The organism is Vibrio sp. QJM3NY_21 (genome assembly GCF_057785975.1).
The window spans coordinates 1,844,339-1,865,161 of record NZ_CM173513.1 but is presented as its reverse complement, the minus strand read 5'-3'; the positions used below and the strand labels follow the sequence as shown (position 1 = coordinate 1,865,161).

Genomic DNA, 20,823 nt, shown 5'->3' with positions numbered 1-20,823 from the left:
CATTTTCCTACAATGCCTCCTTTTTTCAATATTCCCCTTGTTTTATTGGCGCTCAACCTTTAGATATATACAGTTAAAAAATAATTACGTATAACGATCAAAAGGAACCCGTCATGGCACATACACCTCAAGCCAAGTATCGTAAAGATTATCAATCACCATCTCACACTATTTCTGAAATCGATCTTACTTTCGATTTGTACGATTCGGCGTCCATTATTACCGCTGTTTCTAGTGTTAAGCAGGAGAAAGAAAGCTCGACATTAGTACTTGATGGTGAAGGCTTGAAGTTGGTGTCTGTTCTGGTTGAAGGTACGGAGTGGACGCAGTACGAACAGTCTGAAACTCTACTTACTTTGAATTACCTTCCGAAAGAATTTACGCTAACGATCGTGACTGAAGTCGACCCTGAAGGAAACAGTGCACTTGAAGGCTTGTACAAATCGGGTGGTGCGTTCTGTACTCAATGTGAAGCTGAAGGTTTCCGCCGTATTACATATTACATGGACCGCCCAGATGTATTGGCGAAATTCACGACAACGGTTATCGCAGACAGAGCCGAAAATCCATTCCTACTCAGTAACGGTAACCGTGTAGACGAAGGCGAAGCTGAAAATGGTCGTCACTGGGTGAAATGGCAAGACCCACATCCAAAACCTGCGTATCTGTTTGCTTTAGTTGCGGGTGACTTCGATGTACTTCGTGACGCATACACCACACAATCTGGTCGCAATGTCGATCTAGAAATCTTTGTCGACAAAGGCAACCTCGACCGCGCAAACCACGCGATGGTTTCTTTGATTAACTCAATGAAGTGGGACGAAGAGCGTTTCAATCTTGAGTATGACTTAGACATCTACATGATCGTAGCCGTTGATTTCTTCAACATGGGTGCGATGGAAAACAAAGGCCTGAACGTATTCAACTCTAAGTTCGTTTTAGCAAATGACCAAACAGCAACTGATACAGATTACCTAGGTATAGAAGCGGTTATCGGTCACGAATATTTCCATAACTGGACTGGCAACCGAGTAACGTGTCGCGATTGGTTCCAGTTAAGCTTGAAAGAAGGTTTAACGGTATTCCGTGACCAAGAGTTCTCTTCTGATCTTGGCTCTCGCGCAGTTAACCGTATCAACAATGTTCGCATTATCCGCGGGCCACAATTCGCTGAAGATGCGAGCCCAATGTCTCACCCAATTCGCCCTGAAAAAGTGATAGAAATGAACAACTTCTACACGTTGACAGTATACGAAAAGGGCAGTGAAGTGATCAGAATGATCCACACACTGTTGGGTGAGGAAGGTTTCCAAAAAGGCATGAAGCTGTACTTTGAACGTCACGATGGCACGGCTGCAACATGTGAAGACTTCGTAGCGGCAATGGAAGATGCATCGGGCGTTGACCTGTCTCAGTTCCGTTTATGGTACAGCCAATCTGGTACGCCGACGCTTTCTGTTGAAAGCCATTACGATGCAGAGAAAGAAGAGTACACGTTAACGACTCGCCAAGTAACAGCGCCAACTCATGAGCAAACTGAAAAGCAGGCTCTGCATATTCCTCTAGATATCGAGCTATACACAGCGTCAGGTGAAGTGATTGAGTTACAATGTAACGGTCAGCCAGTTCACAATGTATTAGACGTGAAAGAAGCGGAACAAACGTTCGTGTTTGAAAACGTTTCAGAGCAACCAGTTCCATCTCTGCTGCGTGAGTTTTCTGCGCCAGTGAAACTTGAATACAATTATTCAGACGAAGAGCTGATCTTCTTGATGGTGAATGCTCGTAACGAATTCTCTCGTTGGGATGCAGGGCAAATGCTGCTAGCGAAATACATCCGTAGCAACGTAGATAACGTTCAGCAAGGTCAAAAGTTTGCACTTTCTTCTGAAGTCGTTGATGCATTCCGTGGTGTATTACTCAGCGATTCGTTAGAACCTGCGTTTATTGCAGAGATGCTTTCTCTACCAAGTCATAATGAAGTGTCTGGTTGGTATGAGCGTGTCGATATCGATGCGGTTGCATCTGTATTGAAAGCGATGAAAGTGACGCTAGCGAAAGAGCTCGAAGATGAACTTGCTGCGGTTTACCACAGTCACGCATTAACAGAATACACGATTGACCATGATTCAATTGGTAAGCGAACTCTGCGTAAAGTTTGTCTAAGTTACTTGGCTCATACTGAAAAGGGTGATGACTTGGTTGTCGCTATGTACCAGCAAGCAAACAACATGACAGACACAATGGCAGCAATGGGCGCGGCGAACATTGCACAACTCCCATGTCGTGAAACTTTAATGGCGGATTACAGCGACAAGTGGAAACATGATGGTCTTGTCATGGACAAATGGTTTGCTCTTCAAGGAACAAACCCAAGTTCAAATGCACTTGAGGTGATCAAGGCGTCTATGTCACACCAAGCATTCAGTTTGAAGAACCCGAACCGTACTCGCAACTTGGTTGGTTCGTTCTTAAATATGAACCCGGTCCAATTCCACAACAAGTCAGGACAAGGTTATGCGTTTGCTGGCGAGATCCTACGTGAGCTGAATAGCAGCAACCCGCAAGTGGCTTCGCGCTTGATTGACCCGCTGCTTAAGTTCCGTAAATATGATGATGAACGCCAAGCTCTAATCAAGAAAGAACTTGAGACGCTGAAGAACATGGACAACCTAGCGAATGACTTATTCGAGAAAGTGGCAAAAGCACTAGAGGCTTAAGCTCGCGCTCATTCACGTAACTGTTTGTTAATATGCGGTTTGCTAATAAGCGGCTTGCTAACAAACGGTTTACTAATAACAAAAAGTCATCAGTGGTAGATAATATCTGCCACTGATTTTTTTGTTTCTGGGTTATCGAATTTTCGATAAGCTAGAGCAGTTTCAAGCTCAGTTGTACAGTCAGACATCGTTAAGTGCCAAAAAGTACTGGTACTGTATATTTACACAGGTATTGTATGAATCGCTATATTTTCCAACTTAACATCTCATATCAGCAGTTTTTGGCCAGCTATTCTGGTGCGGCAAGTAAAGTCCAAGTGATAACGACTACTGGATTACGCCTACAGTTACCTGCAACTCGGTTCAGACCTTTTCTTACACAAATAGGGGTTAGAGGGCAGTTTAGACTGACAACTGACCAAAAAAATAAGTTTATTAAGTTGGAAGCTCTGTAAACCTTGGCGTGCCTAGTGAGTTAAAAGGAATCTTAATCACATAATCAAACATTTCACCTCTTACCACCTCCAAAACAATTAACTATTTATCAATAATGCTTTTACAATAAATGAATGCATTACCTTTGCTTAACTCGTTAGTAGGAAAGAGCTCAACGGCTCAATTCAAACACTAGCTTAAGTAAGCCCCCTAATAATAAAATATAATTCTAATTGTGGAGTGTGACTATGACCGCACGTGAAACTGTGGTTCCAGTTTTACTTGAAAAAGTGTACAAACTGATTCAAGACAAACTTGACCTTGCTCATCGACCTCTCGTAACTCAACTTGCTCAACACTTGTTTAGTAACGTTTCTCACGACGACCTGACTCAGAGAAACGAATCCGATTTATACGGTGCTGTAGTTAGTTTATGGCATCACATCAATGAAAAGAAAGCCGACGAAATCTCTGTCCGTGTTTTTAACCCGACAGTAAGTCGCCAAGGCTGGCAATCTACTCACACTATCGTCGAGATAGTGGTACCAGATAGCCCATTCCTCGTTGATTCTGTAAAAATGGCATTAACTCGCCTCGACCTCTCTTCTCATCTTATGCTTCACAACCCAACACAAATCTCCCGTTCTGATAAGGGAAGTGTTGTTGGTGTCAGTAACAATGAAGGTGCATTCCAATCGCTTTTCCATATTGAGGTTGACCGTCTTAGTAGCAAAGCTGAAATGACAGCGCTTAAAACCGAGCTGCTGGATATCTTTACCGATACTGGCCTTGTTGTTAATGACTGGCTACAAATGGTAGAAAGACTTGAAGAAGTAACCAATCAAGTTGAACAGCAAAAAGAGACGATCCCAGTTGATAGCCAGCGTTTTGATGAAACTCTGGCGTTCCTTCGTTGGTTAGGCGAGCACAACTTTACGTTTATGGGCTACAAGGAATATGACCTTGTTTCTGTAAATGGCGACACGGAACTACAACCTACCAAGGAGCAAGGCCTTGGTTTGTTCGCAAATTCAGATCGTGTACGCAACGTTAAGCTGTCTGAGTTTTCTGACTCGGCACGCTTAGAAGCAAAAAAACCGTATGTATTGATCGTAACCAAGGGCAACACGGCTTCACGCATTCACCGCCCAGCTTACAATGATTACATCGGTATCAAGAAGTTTGATAAAAACGGCAAGGTTATTGGTGAGCACCGCTTTACGGGTCTTTACACTTCTGCCGTTTATAACCAAACCGTTGAAACCATTCCTCTAGTTCGCGAGAAAGTTGAGCGTATCTTAGATGCAAGTGGTTACCGTAAGGGTTCATACTCTTACAAAGCTCTGCACAACATTCTTGAAAACTACCCACGTGATGAACTGCTTCAAGCTCGAGAAGAGGAGTTACTCGAAGTGGGTACGGGTGTAGTACAAATGCAAGATCGCGACCTTCTGCGTTTGTTCGTTCGAAAAGACCCGTTTGGCCGTTTCTTCAGCTGTATGGTTTACGTAACAAAAGATCGTTACAACACCGAGCTTCGTCGTCAAACCCAGCGCATCTTGAAGCAATACTTCGGTTGTGAAGAAGAAGTCGAATTCACGACATACTTCTCTGAAAGCCCACTGGCAAGAACGCACTATATTGTTCGTGTTGATAACAACAACATGGATGTGGACGTGAAAACAATTGAGCAAAATTTAATGGAAGTATCGTCTACGTGGGATGACCGCCTGTCTGAATCAATCGTTGCTAACTTCGGTGAGAGCAAAGGTCTTCCATTATCGAAAGAATACATGCGTGCATTCCCACGTTCGTACAAAGAAGACATGATGCCTGGTTCTGCTGTTGCAGACATCGAGCGTCTAGAAGCACTGAGTGAAGATAACAAACTTGGCATGCTTTTCTACCGTCCTCAAGAAGAGGCGGCAGACTCTAAAGCCGTTCGTTTGAAACTGTTCTACCACAGTGATGAGCCGATTCACCTGTCTGATGTTATGCCAATGCTTGAAAACTTTGGCCTGCGCGTTATTGGTGAATCACCTTATGAAGTGCGCAAGACCAATGGGGTGACTTATTGGATCCTTGATTTCTCGATGCTGCACAAGAGTGACAAGACGATTGATCTTCGTGAAGCTCGCGATCTATTCCAACAAGCCTTTGCTGCGATTTGGGCGGGTGAGTTAGACAGCGATGGTTTCAACCGTTTGGTATTGGGTGCAGGTCTTTCTGGACGTGAAATCTCAATCTTACGTGCGTATGCGCGTTACATGCGCCAAGTTGGTTTCCCATTTAGCCAACAATACATTGAAGACACACTGTCTCATTACCCAGATCTAGCGAAAGGATTAGTGAGCTTATTCGGCAAGCGTTTTGATCCTAAATTGAAGGGCAGCGCGAAAGGCCAACAAGATCTTATTAAGAAGATCACTGAACAGTTGGATCATGTAGAAAGCTTGGATGATGATCGTATCATTCGTCGCTACATGGAAATGATCACAGCAACGCTTCGTACTAACTACTATCAGTTAGACGACAACAAACAGTCTAAACCTTGGTTGGCTCTGAAAATGAGACCAAGCGAGATTCCAGATATTCCAGCGCCGGTTCCTGCGTTTGAGATCTTTGTTTACGCACCAGACATTGAAGGTGTGCATCTACGTGGCGGTAAAGTCGCTCGTGGTGGTTTACGTTGGTCAGATCGCCAAGAGGATTTCCGTACTGAGATTCTAGGCCTAGTTAAAGCACAACAAGTTAAGAACACTGTAATTGTACCGGTTGGTGCAAAGGGTGGTTTCGTTTGTAAGCGTCAGCACATGATGTCCGGCCGTGATGAAATCTTCGCTGAAGGTCAACGTTGTTACAAGCGTTTCATTCGTGCGCTACTAGATGTATCAGACAACATTATTGAAGGTGAGGTTATCCCACCGAAGAGTGTTGTTCGTCACGATGAAGATGATCCGTACTTGGTTGTTGCTGCCGATAAAGGTACAGCAACGTTCTCAGATCTCGCAAACTCAGTATCTGATGAGTACAACTTCTGGTTAGGCGATGCGTTTGCCTCTGGTGGTTCTAACGGTTACGACCATAAAGCCATGGGTATCACGGCGAAAGGTGGTTGGGAATCTGTTAAGCGTCACTTCCGTGAAATGGGCATCAACTGTCAAACAACGGACTTCACTGCTATTGGTGTAGGTGATATGGCGGGCGATGTGTTTGGTAACGGCATGCTGTTGTCTAAGCATATTCGTATGCAAGCTGCGTTTAACCACATGCATATCTTCATCGATCCGAATCCAGAATCTGCCTCTAGCTGGGTAGAGCGTGAGCGCTTGTTTAATCTACCTCGCTCAAGCTGGGAAGATTACAACAAAGACCTGATTTCTCAAGGTGGTGGCATCTTCTCTCGTCGAGCGAAGTCTATCTCTCTGACACCTGAAATTCAGAAAATGCTGGGTACTAAGAAAGCATCAATGGCACCGAATGACTTGATCAAAGCGATCTTGTCTATGCAGGTTGATCTTCTTTGGAATGGCGGTATTGGTACTTACGTTAAGTCTTCAAACGAGACTCATACTGATGTTGGTGACCGTGCAAATGACGTGCTTCGTATCGATGGCCGTGACCTGAAAGCTAAGGTTGTTGGTGAAGGCGGTAACTTGGGTATGACTCAACTGGGTCGTATCGAATACGCGCTAACGGGTGGCCGCGTTAATACCGACTTCGTTGATAACGTTGGTGGTGTTGACTGTTCGGATAACGAAGTAAACATTAAGATCTTCTTGAATGGTTTAGTTTCTAACGGTGATCTAACCGTTAAGCAACGTAACCAAGTGCTTGAATCGATGGAAGATGAAGTGGGCGAAATCGTACTAGACGACGCATATTGCCAAGCTGAGTCTATTTCGGTTACTGAGCATCAAGGTGTTGGCTTAGTCAAAGAGCAAATCCGCTTCATCCATACTATGGAAAAAGCAGGGTACTTGGATCGTGGTTTGGAATACATCCCAGACGACGAAACATTGCTTGAGCGTGAAAAGCAGGGCCAAGGCCTAACAAGACCAGAGCTTTCTGTACTTGTTGCTTACGGAAAAATGGTGCTTAAAGAAGATCTTGTTAGTGATGATATCGCTAATGATGAATTCCATGCTCAACAGCTTATGCAATACTTCCCAACAGCGTTACGTCGTAACTATTCTCAGCACATGGATAACCATCCACTACGCTCTGAAATTATTGCGACGGCACTGGCTAACCAAATGGTTAACGAAATGGGTTGTAACTTTGTTACTCGTCTGCAAGAAGAGACGGGTGCAAATATCGTTGATATTGCAAATGCTTACGCGGCATCACGTGAAATCTACGGTCTTGGCCATGTTCTGAAGAGCATCCGTGAACTGGATAATGTTTCAAGTTCTGAAGCTCAATATGAATTGATTTACCATGTTCGCCGTACACTTCGTCGCTTGGCTCGTTGGTTGCTAAGAAACCGTACCGGTAAACAGTCAGTGAAAGCACTGATTGAACTTTACCAAGGTGATGTTCTAACTATCACAGAGAAACTGGATGAAAACCTAGTGGCTTCTGAAGTAGAAGAGCATAACGCAATGGCACAGCTATGGATTGACCAAGGCGTAAACGCTGAGTTGGCTAATTCAGTTGCACGTTTGTCTAGCTTGTACTCGGCACTGGATATATCCACAGTGGCTCGTGAAACAGGTAAAACAGTACAACAAGCGTCCAAGCTTTACTTCAACCTTGGTGACCGCTTGTCTTTGCACTGGTTCTTGAAGCAAATCAATGGCCAAGCAGTAGACAACAACTGGCAAGCATTGGCACGTGCCGCATTCAGAGAAGATCTGGATTGGCAGCAACGTCAGTTAACTGGCCAAGTACTTAACTGCGGTTGTGCTTCAGATATTGATGTGATTAAAGCGCTTGATGATTGGATGGAAAGCAACTCGGTTTCTCTGCATCGTTGGGAAAGCATCTTGAACGAATTCAAAGTAGGTTCGGTTCATGAGTTTGCTAAGTTCTCAGTAGCACTACGTGAATTGATGCTACTGAATCTAAATTGCATGTCGACAGACTAGCGATTAGATAAAAACTAAAAGAAACAAGGGCAGGCCATTAGGTCTGCCTTTTTTGTTTGGCAGAACAGTGTTATTTGGCTGAATAGTCAATGACGTGTCCAATTATTTCGTTGAGTCACTTATACTCGGTCAAGTTAGCTTCTAATTGGTCGAGCTGGCTGATGCTCGTTACATAAATGATAGTCAAATGGACCATCCGTTGGAGGATACGGTAACGTTTGCTTAATAATAAACCTCTTTCGTTAGCAAACTCGATTATCTTACCCTTACAGACAGTAATAGATTGAATAGTTGGGTAAATAAGTAAATAATATCGCCCCGTTTACACGGCGCTTTTTTCTATCGGAGGCACAATGCTTTACCGTCTAGCCAGAACTGGCTTTTTCCAACTTGATGCCGAAAAGGCTCATGATCTTGCAATTCAAAATTTCAAACGCTTCACTGGCACACCTATTGATCTTTTGTATCGCCAACAATTACCTCACCGACCTGTAGAGTGCATGGGTCTTACTTTTAAAAACCCAGTTGGCCTTGCTGCCGGCCTAGACAAAAACGGCGAATGTATTGATGCATTTGGCGCAATGGGTTTTGGCTTTGTAGAAGTAGGGACTGTGACTCCTCGTCCACAAGCAGGTAATGACAAACCACGTTTGTTCCGTCTTGTTGAAGCCGAAGGTATTATCAATCGTATGGGTTTTAACAACCTAGGCGTAGATAACCTAATTGAGAATGTTAAGAAGTCGAACTATGACGGCATCTTAGGCATCAATATTGGTAAGAACAAAGACACGCCAATTGAAAAGGGCGCAGAAGATTACATTATCTGTATGGAGAAGGTTTACCAATACGCGGGTTACATTGCGGTAAATATCTCTTCACCAAATACTCCAGGACTTCGTTCGCTACAATATGGCGAAGCACTTGATGATCTGTTGTCTGAACTAAAAACCAAGCAATCTGAATTAGAAGCGAAGCATGGCAAATATGTCCCGCTTGCTCTTAAGATCGCGCCGGATCTAAGTGATGACGAAATCAGTCAGATTTGCGAATCATTGATCAAAAATAAGATCGACGGTGTGATCGCAACAAACACAACATTAGATCGCAGCATTGTTGAAGGCATGAAGCATTGCGATGAAGCGGGTGGCCTTAGTGGACGTCCGGTTCAATCTCGCAGTACTGAAGTTGTTCGTAAACTTCACGAAGAGCTGGGTGACCAATTACCGATCATCGGGGTAGGCGGTGTTGACTCTTACGTTGCTGCAAAAGAGAAAATGATGGCGGGCGCGAAGCTTGTACAAGTTTACTCTGGTTTCATCTACAAAGGTCCAGGCCTTGTAGGCGACATCGTCAAAAATCTATAGTTCGTAAAAACGATCTTAGTCCAAAGACTACAATCCGGCATCGTCTTAATAAAAGAGACACTGTAACTCACTGAGTTGTAGAGAAAAGCAATAAGAAAGAGGAATTCATTTCCTCTTTTTTTTTGCCTATCGCACAGTAAAATTACTGTAATTGAAGGTAATTTTGCGTTTTACCTAATGGAATGGTTCAACAGTGTGAGACGAAATGATGCTTAAACCTAGCGATACATGGAGTTGGTATTACGATGAGCAGCAATGTTCATTGATGCTAAACCTCGGAGAGGATATGATTTTTAAAACGAATCTGGTCCGCAATAAGCTGGTGGACTGCGCTTTTAAAGATAATGAATTCACTGTTGATGATGCATCTTCCTACCAAACCTTCAAAGAACAAATTTCTGGCTTAGAACTGTCTGAGCCACGACAAGCTGAGCTTGCACTTTATTGTGTGGCTGCAAAGCGTTTCCATAAGCCTGTGCAGCCTAAAAGCTGGTTCTTCGACTCACAAGGCGCTGGCCATGAATATCCTCAAGAAGGGGATATTGTACAAATGAATAACGAGCATAGTCTTGGTTACTTCATTGTATTAGAAGTAGGAGAGTGTGCGAGCTTATGTGCATTTGTAGACTTAGAAGAGTTCCTGTTAACGCCTTCAAAAGGGTTACGCTTTGGAGACTCGATTAAAGTCATGCACGATAGAATGACTGACGCAAATGCCATCCTTCATCAAACGCATATTGCGATGGTGGGTTAATCTCTAATCTCTAACCTAGAGCATCACTAGAGCATTATTTCACCCAACCATCGCTACGAATAAACCTGTAATACCTTCCCCATAATCGGCTTAATAGCCGATTTTTTTGTGCCTAAAAAAGCCTATTTCAATAAATACGACGTAGTTCATTCATTTGAATGACGTTGTTCACTTATTTAATTTGTAAAAAACGTATCTTTTTTAACCTCAATTTCGACCGATTCTCTTATTATCGATGGTGGATTTCCTCTGTTTATTCCCTGTTTGGGGTCTTTTGTTGCTAAATTTCAACTTAAATTTACCTCTGGTATATACCAGCTTTGGGGTGAATATAAATGCACTTAATGATTTAAGCCTATCGATGAGTGTTATTTCTGTGAGATTGAGAGTTGTTGTGTTGTAAGGGGATGCGAGTAAGCGATCGCTTCATGACTGACCATTTGCTAAGCAGTTAGTAGAAAGATTCAATGAAAAGACGAGTTTAGTGTGATGCTCTAATAGCAAATTCAGGTATAATCGAGCTCATTTTTATCAATAAAAGAACACTATGAATCAATATCTAGCGGTTACCTCAAATGGCCTTGAGAATTTATTAGTTGAAGAACTAACCCAACTAGGGATTACAAACGCAAAACCTGTTCAAGCAGGTGTTAAATTCAAAGCCACCAATGAGCAAATTTATCGTTGTTGTTTGTGGAGCCGTTTGGCTTCTCGATTTGTACGTGTCCTTTCAGAATTCACTTGTATGGATGACATGGATCTTTACCTATCGACCACTGCGGTTAACTGGGTAAATCAATTCCATAGCACCAAGCGTTTCGTTGTTGACTTCAATGGTACGAACAACGAAATCCGTAATAGCCAATACGGTGCGATGAAAGTAAAAGATGCCGTTGTAGATTGCTTCGAGAAGAAGTCTTTACCGCGCCCATCTATTAGCAAAGAAAATCCAGATATTCGTATTCACGTTCGTCTGCATCGTGACAAGGCGATCCTTGGTGTAGATATGGTAGGCAGTGGCCTTCATCAACGTGGCTACCGTCCAGAATCCGGTCGCGCACCATTGCGTGAAACTCTTGCTGCAGCGATTCTTCTTCGTAGTGGCTGGGATGCAACCAAACCTTTCCTAGATCCTATGTGTGGTTCAGGTACGTTAGTAATTGAAGCTGCGATGATGGCTGCAAACATGGCACCTGGTGTGAAACGTCAGAAATGGTGTTTTGAATCACTAGAAGATTTCGAACCTGAGCTTTGGGCTGAAGTTAAAGCTGAAGCGAACGTTCAAGGCCGTCGTGGCGTTAAGAAAGTAGGATGTAAGTTCTTCGGTTATGATAATGACGAACGCATGATCAAAACGGCGCGTGACAATGCACGTCGTGCTGGCGTTGAAGAGTTGATTGAATTCGAAGTAGGTGACGCTGCAAAGCTTAAACGTCCTACAGAGTTCAATGATGGTGTGATTGTGTCAAACCCGCCTTATGGTGAGCGTTTAGGTACAGAGCCTGGCTTAATTGCACTGTACACAGCATTTGGTGCTCAACTGAAGGCTGAGTTTGGCGGTTGCAACGCTTCTATCTTCTCAAGTTCTGATGAATTACTTAGCTGCTTGCGTATGCGTGCAGACAAACAGTTCAAACTGAACAACGGTGCGTTACCGTGTCACCAGAAGAACTACTCAATTTCAGACCGTCCTATGTCTGAACGTCCAACTGGCGAACAAGAACAACTGATTGCACCTGATTTCGCGAACCGTCTTAAAAAGAACATCGGCAAAATCGGTAAGTGGGCTAAGAAAGAGCAGCTAGATTGCTACCGTATCTACGATGCTGACTTACCAGAATACAATGTAGCGATTGACGTATATCCGGGTCACCTTGTGATTCAAGAATACGCAGCACCTAAAGATGTGCCGGAAGACAAAGCTAAGCGTCGCTTAACCGATATCATCCGTGCTTCTATCCAAGTGACTGGCGTTGAAGCGAACAACGTCGTGCTTAAGGTTCGTCAGAAGCAGAAAGGCCGTTCTCAATACCAGAAGATGGCTCAAGACTCTTCGAACCTAGAAGTAAACGAATATGGCGTTAAGCTGATTGTTAACCTTCATGACTACCTAGATACAGGCTTGTTCTTAGATCATAAGATCACTCGTCGTCGTATTGGTGAGATGGCTGGTGGTAAAGACTTCTTGAACCTGTTTGCTTACACAGGCAGTGCTTCTGTTCATGCTGCAGTCGGTGGCGCTCGCTCTACAACGACTGTAGATATGTCGAACACGTATCTTGAGTGGGCAAAAGAGAACATGGAGCTGAACGGCCGTGTTGGTCGTCAACATCAATTCGTTCAAGCTGACTGCTTACAATGGTTGGCGAAAGAGCAAGGATCTTACGACTTGATCTTTATTGATCCACCGACGTTCTCAAACTCTAAGCGTATGGATCAATCTTTTGATGTTCAACGTGACCACATCCAGTTGATGGAAGATTTAAAGCGTCTTCTAAGAGAAGAAGGCACGATTGTATTCTCTAACAACAAGCGTCATTTCAAGATGGATATGGAAGGGCTGGAAGAACTGGGTCTTAAAGCTCAGAATATCTCGTCTAAGACGTTGCCTCTGGATTTCTCTCGCAACAAGCACATTCATAACTGCTGGTTGATTACTCATAAGTAATTAAGAGATTGTATAAGGATATATAGTGCTGACTCTCTACAGTACAGAAGGGTGCCATCTATGTGAGATGGCATTCAAACTCACGGAACAGCTGAATATAAGTCATCAGATCAATGTGGTGGATATCGCATTGGATGATGAGCTCTTCTCCCGTTACGGGGTCACTATTCCGGTACTCAAATTTGAAAGCTCTGACTTGTCTAAACACTCAGAGCTTAACTGGCCTTTTGGCTTGTTAGAACTTAACGATTGGTTAAAGAAGAATGGCATTACTTACAATTCATAATGGGCAATTAGCGTTTGGTGATCACCCATTATTAGATGGTGCGGATTTCGCACTGCAAGAAAACGAACGTGTGTGTTTGGTTGGCCGTAATGGTGCAGGTAAATCAACGTTGATGAAGATCTTGTCTGGTAACATCATCATGGATGACGGAAAGATGCAGATCACACAAGATGTGGTTGTATCTCGTCTAGAGCAAGATCCACCGCGTAATGAGAAAGGTTCTGTTTACGAATACGTCTCGGGTGGTTTGGCTGAGGTAGGTGAGTTGCTTAAGGAATACCACAACTTACTTGATGTGATTGCAGAAGATCCTAGCGAGAAGAATTTAAATCGCCTTACTCGCGTTCAAGAAAAATTGGATCATGCAAATGCTTGGCGTTTTGAAGATCGCGTAAGTAATGTTCTTGCTGCACTTAAACTCACAGCAAATACTAAACTGACGGAACTGTCAGGTGGTTGGCAACGTAAAGCCGCACTTGCACGTGCGCTTGTATGTGACCCAGATGTATTACTGCTTGATGAGCCTACCAACCACTTAGACGTAGCAACGATCGAATGGTTAGAAGCTTTCTTAAAAGACTTCCGTGGTTCAATCATCTTTATCTCGCATGACCGTGCTTTCATCAAATCAATGGCAACACGCATTGTTGATCTTGACCGTGGCAAGCTAAGTTCTTTCCCTGGTGATTACGACAACTACTTGCTAGAGAAAGAAGAAGCACTACGTGTTGAAGAGATGCAAAACGCAGAATTTGACAAAAAGCTAGCGCAAGAAGAAGTTTGGATTCGTCAAGGCATCAAAGCGCGTCGTACGCGTAATGAAGGCCGTGTTCGTGCCCTTAAAAAGCTTCGCGAAGAGCGTCAAGATCGTCGTGAAGTACAAGGTAAAGCGAATATCCAAATCGATACGTCTGCACGTTCAGGTAAAATCGTATTTGAAGCTGAGAACCTTAACTTTGCATTTGAAGGCAAAGAGATCGTTACAGACTTTAGCTTCAACATCATGCGTGGCGACCGTATCGCCCTTATCGGGCCAAATGGCTGTGGTAAGAGTACGGTGCTTAAACTGCTTCTTGATCAACTTAAACCCGATTCAGGTCGTTTGCATTGTGGTACTAAGCTTGAAGTGGCTTACTTTGACCAATACCGCGAAATTCTAGACCCTGAGAAGTCGGTGATTGATAACCTGGCTGATGGTAAGCAAGAAGTAACAGTAGGCGGACGTGAGCGTCATGCACTGAGCTACTTACAAGATTTCTTGTTCTCTCCTAAACGTGCTCGTACCCCTGTTAAAGCACTGTCTGGTGGCGAGAAAAACCGATTGTTATTGGCTCGTATCTTCCTTAAATCGAATAACTTGTTGATTCTCGATGAGCCTACCAATGATTTAGATATCGAAACATTGGAACTTTTAGAAGATTTGCTTGCCAACTATGAGGGTACGTTGCTTCTCGTGAGCCACGATCGTCAGTTCGTTGATAATACGGTAATGACGAGTTGGATATTTGAAGGTAACGGTGTAGTTGAAGAGTTTGTTGGTGGTTACCACGATGCTCAGAAACAAAGAGCACAAGCACTGGAGTATCGTCAGGCTGAAAAGCCAGCAAAGGCGGAGAAAGTTGTTGAGGAAACTCCCAAAACTGCGCCAGTTAAAGCTAAACCTAAGAAGTTATCGTATAAGCTACAACGAGAACTAGAAGCGCTACCAATGCGTTTAGAAGAATTGGAAACCGAAATTGAAACTCTGCAGCAAGAAGTTAATGATCCAGACTTCTTCTCAAAATCTGTAGAGCAGACACAACCAGTTTTAGATAAGCTATCTGCAGTAGAGCAGGAGCTTGAAGTTGCTTTTGAGCGCTGGGAAGAGCTCGAGGCACTACAACAGGAAAGTTAAGAAGTAATAATGACTTGTACTAAATTTAAATTAACAACAGTTGCAGCATTAGTATTTGCTGCAACTAACGCGAATGCTGCGCTTTACAAGGTAGTTGAAGTAACGCCTTCTTTTGCTGATGAACCTGAAATATCTGAGATATTTGGTGTTGCAATTCAGCCAGGTAAAGCTGTCAACGTTAACGCAGTATTGCCAGCATTACCTGATGATGAGTTACTTCTAGGTTGTTTTGATTCTAATGCAACTAACTGTGCCGATAGTACATTTAAACTCGCAGGCGAGACACGTAACACCGTTGAAGCAATTAGCTACCGGGAAGAAGTTCCATTCGCAATGGATGCTCGATTTCAATACATCCAAGAGCGCGATGATTTCGAAAACTATTGTGATCGAGAGCTGCGATACTCTACGTGTGAAAGTTGGGCATCCATCCGCTGGTATGACACTTGGAATAATGAACGAAATGACCTAAGTTATGTAAATGCAAAAGCATTTGTAGAAGGTGGTGATACTTTTGAAGCTCGCAATACGGTAATCAACTCCCTAGATGATAATGCTAAACCAGTGGGGGTTAAATCTGAAGGTGACATTCGCAATAATGCATTGTTTACGACGACAGCTGCGCCTGCCGGAAGTTCAGAAACTCGTGTATGGAAAGCTATAACAGCAAGTAACGGTACTGTTTATAACGTAGGTAGTGTATCTACGAAAGGCCCTAAAACAGACACTTCAAATACAACGTTTAGTTCAAAAGCAGCAATCTGGGATGGAACTAATACAGAAGAAATTGATTGGGTCAGAGGTGGCAACGCCCAACAAGGTGATTACTTTGCCCAAGGCAGCATGCGCTCAATTACCGAGTCAAACTCTCTTTTTTACGGTGTAGGCTATAACACTGTAGATGGTAATGGCGATTTACAAGACATGAATGCCAGTGTTTTTGTGAGTGACTCATTAGATCTGACTAGTGCCAAATGGACTACTACACAGGTTAGTGGTGCACAGGTGAATTCTGGCTCATCTAATGATGATGCTAGATACAGTAATTCTGTAGTTACAGATATAAACAAGAACTTGTTGGCTATAGGTTACGCGAAGCGAAATGGATATGTTCCTGAAAGTGGAAGTGCAGCCAACAAAGCTTTCTTTGTCAAAGATGCTTCTAATCCTAGTGCAACATTCTTATCCGGTGGTATTTTCTTTACTGGATCTGGTGGTGAAGCAAAAGCGGTAAACAACTTTAATGAATTTGTCGGGCAGATTGATGCTGAGCCGATTCGAGAAGTAGATGGCAGTGAGCGTCGACACCGTGGTTTTATTTATCCCTATAAATCTGATGATGTCTCAGGTACGTTGACGGAACGTTACAGTGGGGTTTTTCGCAGCAAATCGTGGTGGTTAGATGACTTAACTAATGGTGCTAATACTGATGGTCAGGATTATTCTAACGCTAATAATTATTTCCGTGTGATCGATGCGACAGACATTAATGATGCAGGTGTTATATCGGGAACTGCCATTAAGTGTACTGTAAATGGCACAGCGCAACCTTATGACACAACTGCACATAACTCCTACTGTGGCGGAGCTGCTTCCAACGCAGTTGAAGAGGTTGTCGCGGTTAAGTTGATTCCTATTAGCGGTGCTACTGAAGAAGATATCCAGACTCGTAGCACAGACACAGAAAAAGTTGACCGCCAAGGTGCAGGCTTAGGTTGGTTAGGTTTGACTGTACTTGGCTTGTTAGGGTTCCGTAGAAAATTTAAATAATTTTATCTCTTGAGCCCGAGTTCACAATTTTGAACTCGGGCTTTTTTTCACCTTGAGAAAAGTGAAAAGTTGATCGATTCTTAAAGTTGGAGTCACAAAAACTCCGCTAAGTTGTAATCATTGTATGTTAGTAAATTAACACCCGTATAAGGACTGCACTATGAAGAGACAAAAGCGTGATCGCCTAGAACGAGCACAATCTCAAGGTTACAAAGCTGGTTTAAACGGCAGGTCACAAGAAGCTTGCCCATACAGCCAAATGGATTCTAAATCGTATTGGTTAGGTGGTTGGCGTGATGCCAAAGATGATAAGCATTCAGGTCTCTATAAGTAGATAGGGCGAACATATTCAAAGGTCAAGGCTCCATGCTGTATAACAGCTGGAGCCTTGTTAGTATCTGAGAATCATACAAGGCCTTATAAACCGAGAACTGGCTGATTAGAAAGTGATTTAAGGTTGTTTCGCTGGTGGACATATAATTGATGACGGTTACTTAGTTACATCTTAGTGCACTATAACTAAATATGTTGAAATAAAAATAAAGCAACCATTAGCTGCTTTATTAAAAATCTAACTATTAGACTAGAATGCTGATGTGTCTTGGAAAAGACCAACTTTCAAATCTTTAGCAACATAGATCTCTTTACCATCAACAAGAACGCGACCGTCTGCAAGGCCCATTACTAGGCGACGGTTAACAACACGCTTCATGTGAATTTCGTAAGTTACTTTTTTAGCCGTAGGTAAGATTTGGCCAGTGAATTTAACTTCACCAACACCTAGAGCACGGCCTTTGCCTTTGCCGCCAACCCAACCAAGGTAGAAGCCAACAAGCTGCCACATTGCATCAAGGCCTAGACAACCAGGCATTACTGGGTCGCCAGGGAAGTGACAGTCGAAGAACCATAGGTCAGGAGTAATATCCAGTTCAGCAAGAATCAAACCTTTACCGAAATCACCTTCAGTCTCAGACATTTTAGTGATGCGATCCATCATCAACATGTTCGGTGCTGGTAGTTGAGGACCTTCTGGCCATAGCTCGCCTTGGCTTGATGCTAGAAGATCTTCGCGAGTGTAAGAATCACGTTTGTTTTGCATTATCAATTACTCCGATTTTTGATAGGTGCATATTAGTGAACAGGTGTACGCTAAACAAGTCCGATCAGTACTAGACAAACCAGTTTTTAATGCGTCCAACGATTCCAATAGGGTGCTCATGTCTTTCAAAATTTTCAATACGTTCCGCGATTTTACTCAGAACGCTTTCTTGTTCTTCGTCCCTAAATGGTGCGTTCATAATAAGAGGAATCGCTTCATCTACATTAGACACAGACCAGATATGGAACTCTTTGTTTTTGATGCTTTCAATTAGGTCTGGCTTCAGAGCAAGGTGTCTTAAGTTAGATCTTGGAAGGATCACACCTTGTTCGCCAGTTAGCCCGTTGTGTTTACACACATGGTAGAAGCCCTCGATTTTCTCGTTTAGCCCACCAACGGCTTGTACACGGCCGAATTGGTCAACTGCGCCTGTTACCGCTATTTGTTGATTGATAGGGTATTCCGACAAAGCACTTACCAGAGAGCAAAGCTCAGCAAGAGAAGCACTATCGCCATCAACTTCGCAGTATGATTGCTCAAACACAACAGAAGCAGCATATGGCAACGGATCTTCAAGGTTTAGCGCGCTACTTACAAACGCTTGCATGATCATCATGCCTTTAGCGTGAAGGTTGCCACCAAGCTCTGCTTTTCTTTCTACATCGGTAATGTCACCATCGCCAAAGTGAATAACACAGGAAATACGAGCTGGTTCACCATAAGAAATAGGGTGTCCAGGAACGTCAATAACCGTCAGGCCGTTAACTTGTCCTACTTGCTCACCCTCTGTTTCGATGATGACTTGGCCATCTCGAATATCATCGAGAGCACGTTCAGGAAGGTAAGACTCGCGGTTGTATTTGTGTTGTTGAGCTTGCTGAATATGGTGAATATCAATGTCACCATTGTCCGCTTCAACCAAAGCTTCGCTCAATAGCGCATTGTGCCAAATAGGGCATAAAGGGATATAGCTCTGATCTTCAGTCTCACGCGCGCCAGCGGTAAGAATCCCAATTAGTGCTTGTTGCGTAATATATGGGAGGTTATAACGTTGCTGAAGCCATCTTAGATACCCAAGATATTGGGTCAAAGTATCGTGTGAAAGCTTAATATCTTGTTCTATTTCACTGAATAGGCAAAACCCTGTTTGAATATCGCCATCTAGATAATCCAGATCACCAAGTTGAGCGCGGTCTCCGACAACAATCAACTTAATGTTGTATGTCAGTGCAGCGATAGGCGTTTGATTTAGATGCTCTGGAAAACTGCTAATTGGTTCGACTGCTTCACCGAGAAGTGCGGATTTCAATAACAACCAACTTCCTGGATTTGCAAGAATCATATTCGCTGAGACAACGAGGTAACCATTGTTCGCTCTAGAAAGTAGACCTGGCTTTGTCGCTACAATTTCACCATTTTTAGACTGAACTTGGTCAAATAAAGCGGCTGCATTTAAAGATTCGGTTTTTATAACAGGCTGAGCATCGTCTTTTAACTCTGTCGTCAAAGATTCAACGATAAGTTGACGATAGATTGAGTTGTCAGGCGCATTAACAAGTAGAACTCGTGAAAGATTGGATAGGCGTACAAAACGGGTTAGCGCATCTCTAAATCTATGTTGAATATCTGAGAATGTGAAAGGAGATATGTCAGGGAATTGCTCTAGTTGAGCGCTATATTCATCGTACTGAGGCGTAACATGTCGCCAATCTACTTGAGTCATTTAAATGTCTGATTATGATAATAAGGTAGGGAGTATATAGAAAAACCGAGGACTCATATAGGTCTATGTTGTAGTTACTAAACACTAAGCTAATATAAGTATGATCTTGGTCTATTCTTTCAAGACAATAATTGTTAAGTGACCTATTATGGGTTACGCTGTCACTAGGTTAGCTCTCGAGATTAGACATGAAATATCAGCAGCTTGAAAATTTAGAATGTGGTTGGAAATGGAACTACTTGGTAAAAAAATGGAAAGAAGGTGATTCGATCACTTGCCATATTGATTCAAGTGAAGCTGATGTTGCCGTGAAAGCTTTGTTGGAGCTAGAACACCAACCTACAGGGGTTCTTGAGTGGATCTCAAATAACATGTCGCCTGAGCTTGATAACAAGCTCAAGCAAGCGATCAGAGCCAAACGTAAGCGCCATTTCAACGCTGAGCAAGTTCATACTAAAAAGAAGTCTATCGATCTTGATTATCGAGTCTGGGAGAAGTTATCTCAACGAGCAAACGAACTCGGTTGTACGTTATCTGATGCGATAGAGTATTTGGTTAGCGAAGCGTCTCGAAGTGAGCAGGCCAGCAAGACGGTTACTAGTCTTAAAGAAGATTTGAGTAAGCTCCTTTCTGACGATAAATAACCGTCAACAGTAGTGGTGACATTATGATGTATGTAATCTTAATTGGTGCAGCGTTGGTTTTTTGGTTAGTCGCAGTTGATCGGCCGGTATTGAAAATCAAGTTTAGTGACGGGGCGATCGAACAAGTTAAAGGTCATCTTCCACCGAGCTTTAAGCACAACCTTCAAGAAATTGGCCACAATAATTCCTTCAAGGGCGAACTGAAAGTGTATGCTAAACGCTCTGGTTACAATCTCAAGTTCACTAAAGATGTGCCTAAAAGCGTTCAACAACGTATTCGTAACGTATTTCCGCATAATGGATTTAAATCCACAGGTTCAAAGAAAGCGTAACTGTCGAGAATTACGCGTTATCTGGTAAAACGTCATACTTAGTT

14 protein-coding genes are annotated in these 20,823 nt (G+C 43.1%); 12 read left to right on the top strand and 2 right to left on the bottom strand.

The annotated features are described in order from the left end of the window. The first annotated feature begins 113 nt into the window (after positions 1 to 113). From pepN to rmf, 10 genes are all read left to right on the top strand, one after another. On the top strand, positions 114 to 2,720 hold the full coding sequence (pepN, locus tag AC3CID_RS08515; protein ID WP_372244846.1) for an aminopeptidase N: 2,607 nt from the start codon (positions 114 to 116) through the stop codon (positions 2,718 to 2,720). A gap of 236 nt (positions 2,721 to 2,956) precedes the next feature. After that, positions 2,957 to 3,175 (top strand): DUF2835 domain-containing protein, encoded by a 219-nt coding sequence (locus AC3CID_RS08510; protein ID WP_004733645.1) that lies wholly within the window; start codon positions 2,957 to 2,959, stop codon positions 3,173 to 3,175. 228 nt (positions 3,176 to 3,403) lie between these two features. Next, positions 3,404 to 8,245, top strand: a complete 4,842-nt coding sequence (locus tag AC3CID_RS08505) for an NAD-glutamate dehydrogenase (protein WP_102492077.1) — start codon at positions 3,404 to 3,406, stop codon at positions 8,243 to 8,245. A 353-nt stretch (positions 8,246 to 8,598) separates the two neighbouring features. Further along, positions 8,599 to 9,609 (top strand): quinone-dependent dihydroorotate dehydrogenase, encoded by a 1,011-nt coding sequence (gene pyrD / locus AC3CID_RS08500; protein ID WP_017077215.1) that lies wholly within the window; start codon positions 8,599 to 8,601, stop codon positions 9,607 to 9,609. Positions 9,610 to 9,814: 205 nt separating this feature from the next. Further along, positions 9,815 to 10,363, top strand: coding sequence for a cell division protein ZapC (locus tag AC3CID_RS08495; RefSeq protein WP_004733648.1), 549 nt, complete (start codon positions 9,815 to 9,817; stop codon positions 10,361 to 10,363). A gap of 547 nt (positions 10,364 to 10,910) precedes the next feature. Next, positions 10,911 to 13,031 carry a bifunctional 23S rRNA (guanine(2069)-N(7))-methyltransferase RlmK/23S rRNA (guanine(2445)-N(2))-methyltransferase RlmL gene (gene rlmKL / locus AC3CID_RS08490; RefSeq protein ID WP_146454327.1) on the top strand — a complete coding sequence of 707 codons (2,121 nt, stop codon included), beginning with the start codon at positions 10,911 to 10,913 and terminating at the stop codon, positions 13,029 to 13,031. Positions 13,032 to 13,098: 67 nt separating this feature from the next. Then, positions 13,099 to 13,317: a glutaredoxin family protein gene (locus tag AC3CID_RS08485; protein WP_004733650.1), complete on the top strand. Its 219-nt coding sequence runs from the start codon at positions 13,099 to 13,101 to the stop codon at positions 13,315 to 13,317. Beyond that, positions 13,295 to 15,211, top strand: a complete 1,917-nt coding sequence (locus tag AC3CID_RS08480; RefSeq protein WP_488526388.1) for an ABC transporter ATP-binding protein — start codon at positions 13,295 to 13,297, stop codon at positions 15,209 to 15,211. The genes AC3CID_RS08485 and AC3CID_RS08480 overlap by 23 nt, the downstream gene beginning before the upstream one ends. Positions 15,212 to 15,220: 9 nt before the next feature. Then, positions 15,221 to 16,981, top strand: coding sequence for a DUF3466 family protein (locus tag AC3CID_RS08475; RefSeq protein WP_237290406.1), 1,761 nt, complete (start codon positions 15,221 to 15,223; stop codon positions 16,979 to 16,981). A 160-nt stretch (positions 16,982 to 17,141) separates the two neighbouring features. Further along, positions 17,142 to 17,315, top strand: coding sequence for a ribosome modulation factor (rmf, locus tag AC3CID_RS08470; protein ID WP_017074275.1), 174 nt, complete (start codon positions 17,142 to 17,144; stop codon positions 17,313 to 17,315). Between the two features lie 249 nt (positions 17,316 to 17,564). Here rmf and fabA read toward each other — a convergent pair whose 3' ends face one another. Beyond that, positions 17,565 to 18,080, bottom strand: a complete 516-nt coding sequence (fabA, locus tag AC3CID_RS08465) for a bifunctional 3-hydroxydecanoyl-ACP dehydratase/trans-2-decenoyl-ACP isomerase (RefSeq protein ID WP_010440782.1) — start codon at positions 18,078 to 18,080, stop codon at positions 17,565 to 17,567. Positions 18,081 to 18,150: 70 nt separating this feature from the next. Further along, positions 18,151 to 19,803 carry an AAA family ATPase gene (locus tag AC3CID_RS08460; RefSeq protein WP_488526387.1) on the bottom strand — a complete coding sequence of 551 codons (1,653 nt, stop codon included), beginning with the start codon at positions 19,801 to 19,803 and terminating at the stop codon, positions 18,151 to 18,153. Positions 19,804 to 19,991: 188 nt separating this feature from the next. Here AC3CID_RS08460 and matP point away from each other — a divergent pair, with 188 nt between their 5' ends. After that, positions 19,992 to 20,447, top strand: coding sequence for a macrodomain Ter protein MatP (matP, locus tag AC3CID_RS08455; RefSeq protein ID WP_004733655.1), 456 nt, complete (start codon positions 19,992 to 19,994; stop codon positions 20,445 to 20,447). A gap of 23 nt (positions 20,448 to 20,470) precedes the next feature. Then, a complete protein-coding gene (locus AC3CID_RS08450) occupies positions 20,471 to 20,779 on the top strand; it encodes a DUF3634 family protein (protein ID WP_488526386.1) in 309 nt (102 codons plus the stop codon). Positions 20,780 to 20,823 lie beyond the last annotated feature (44 nt).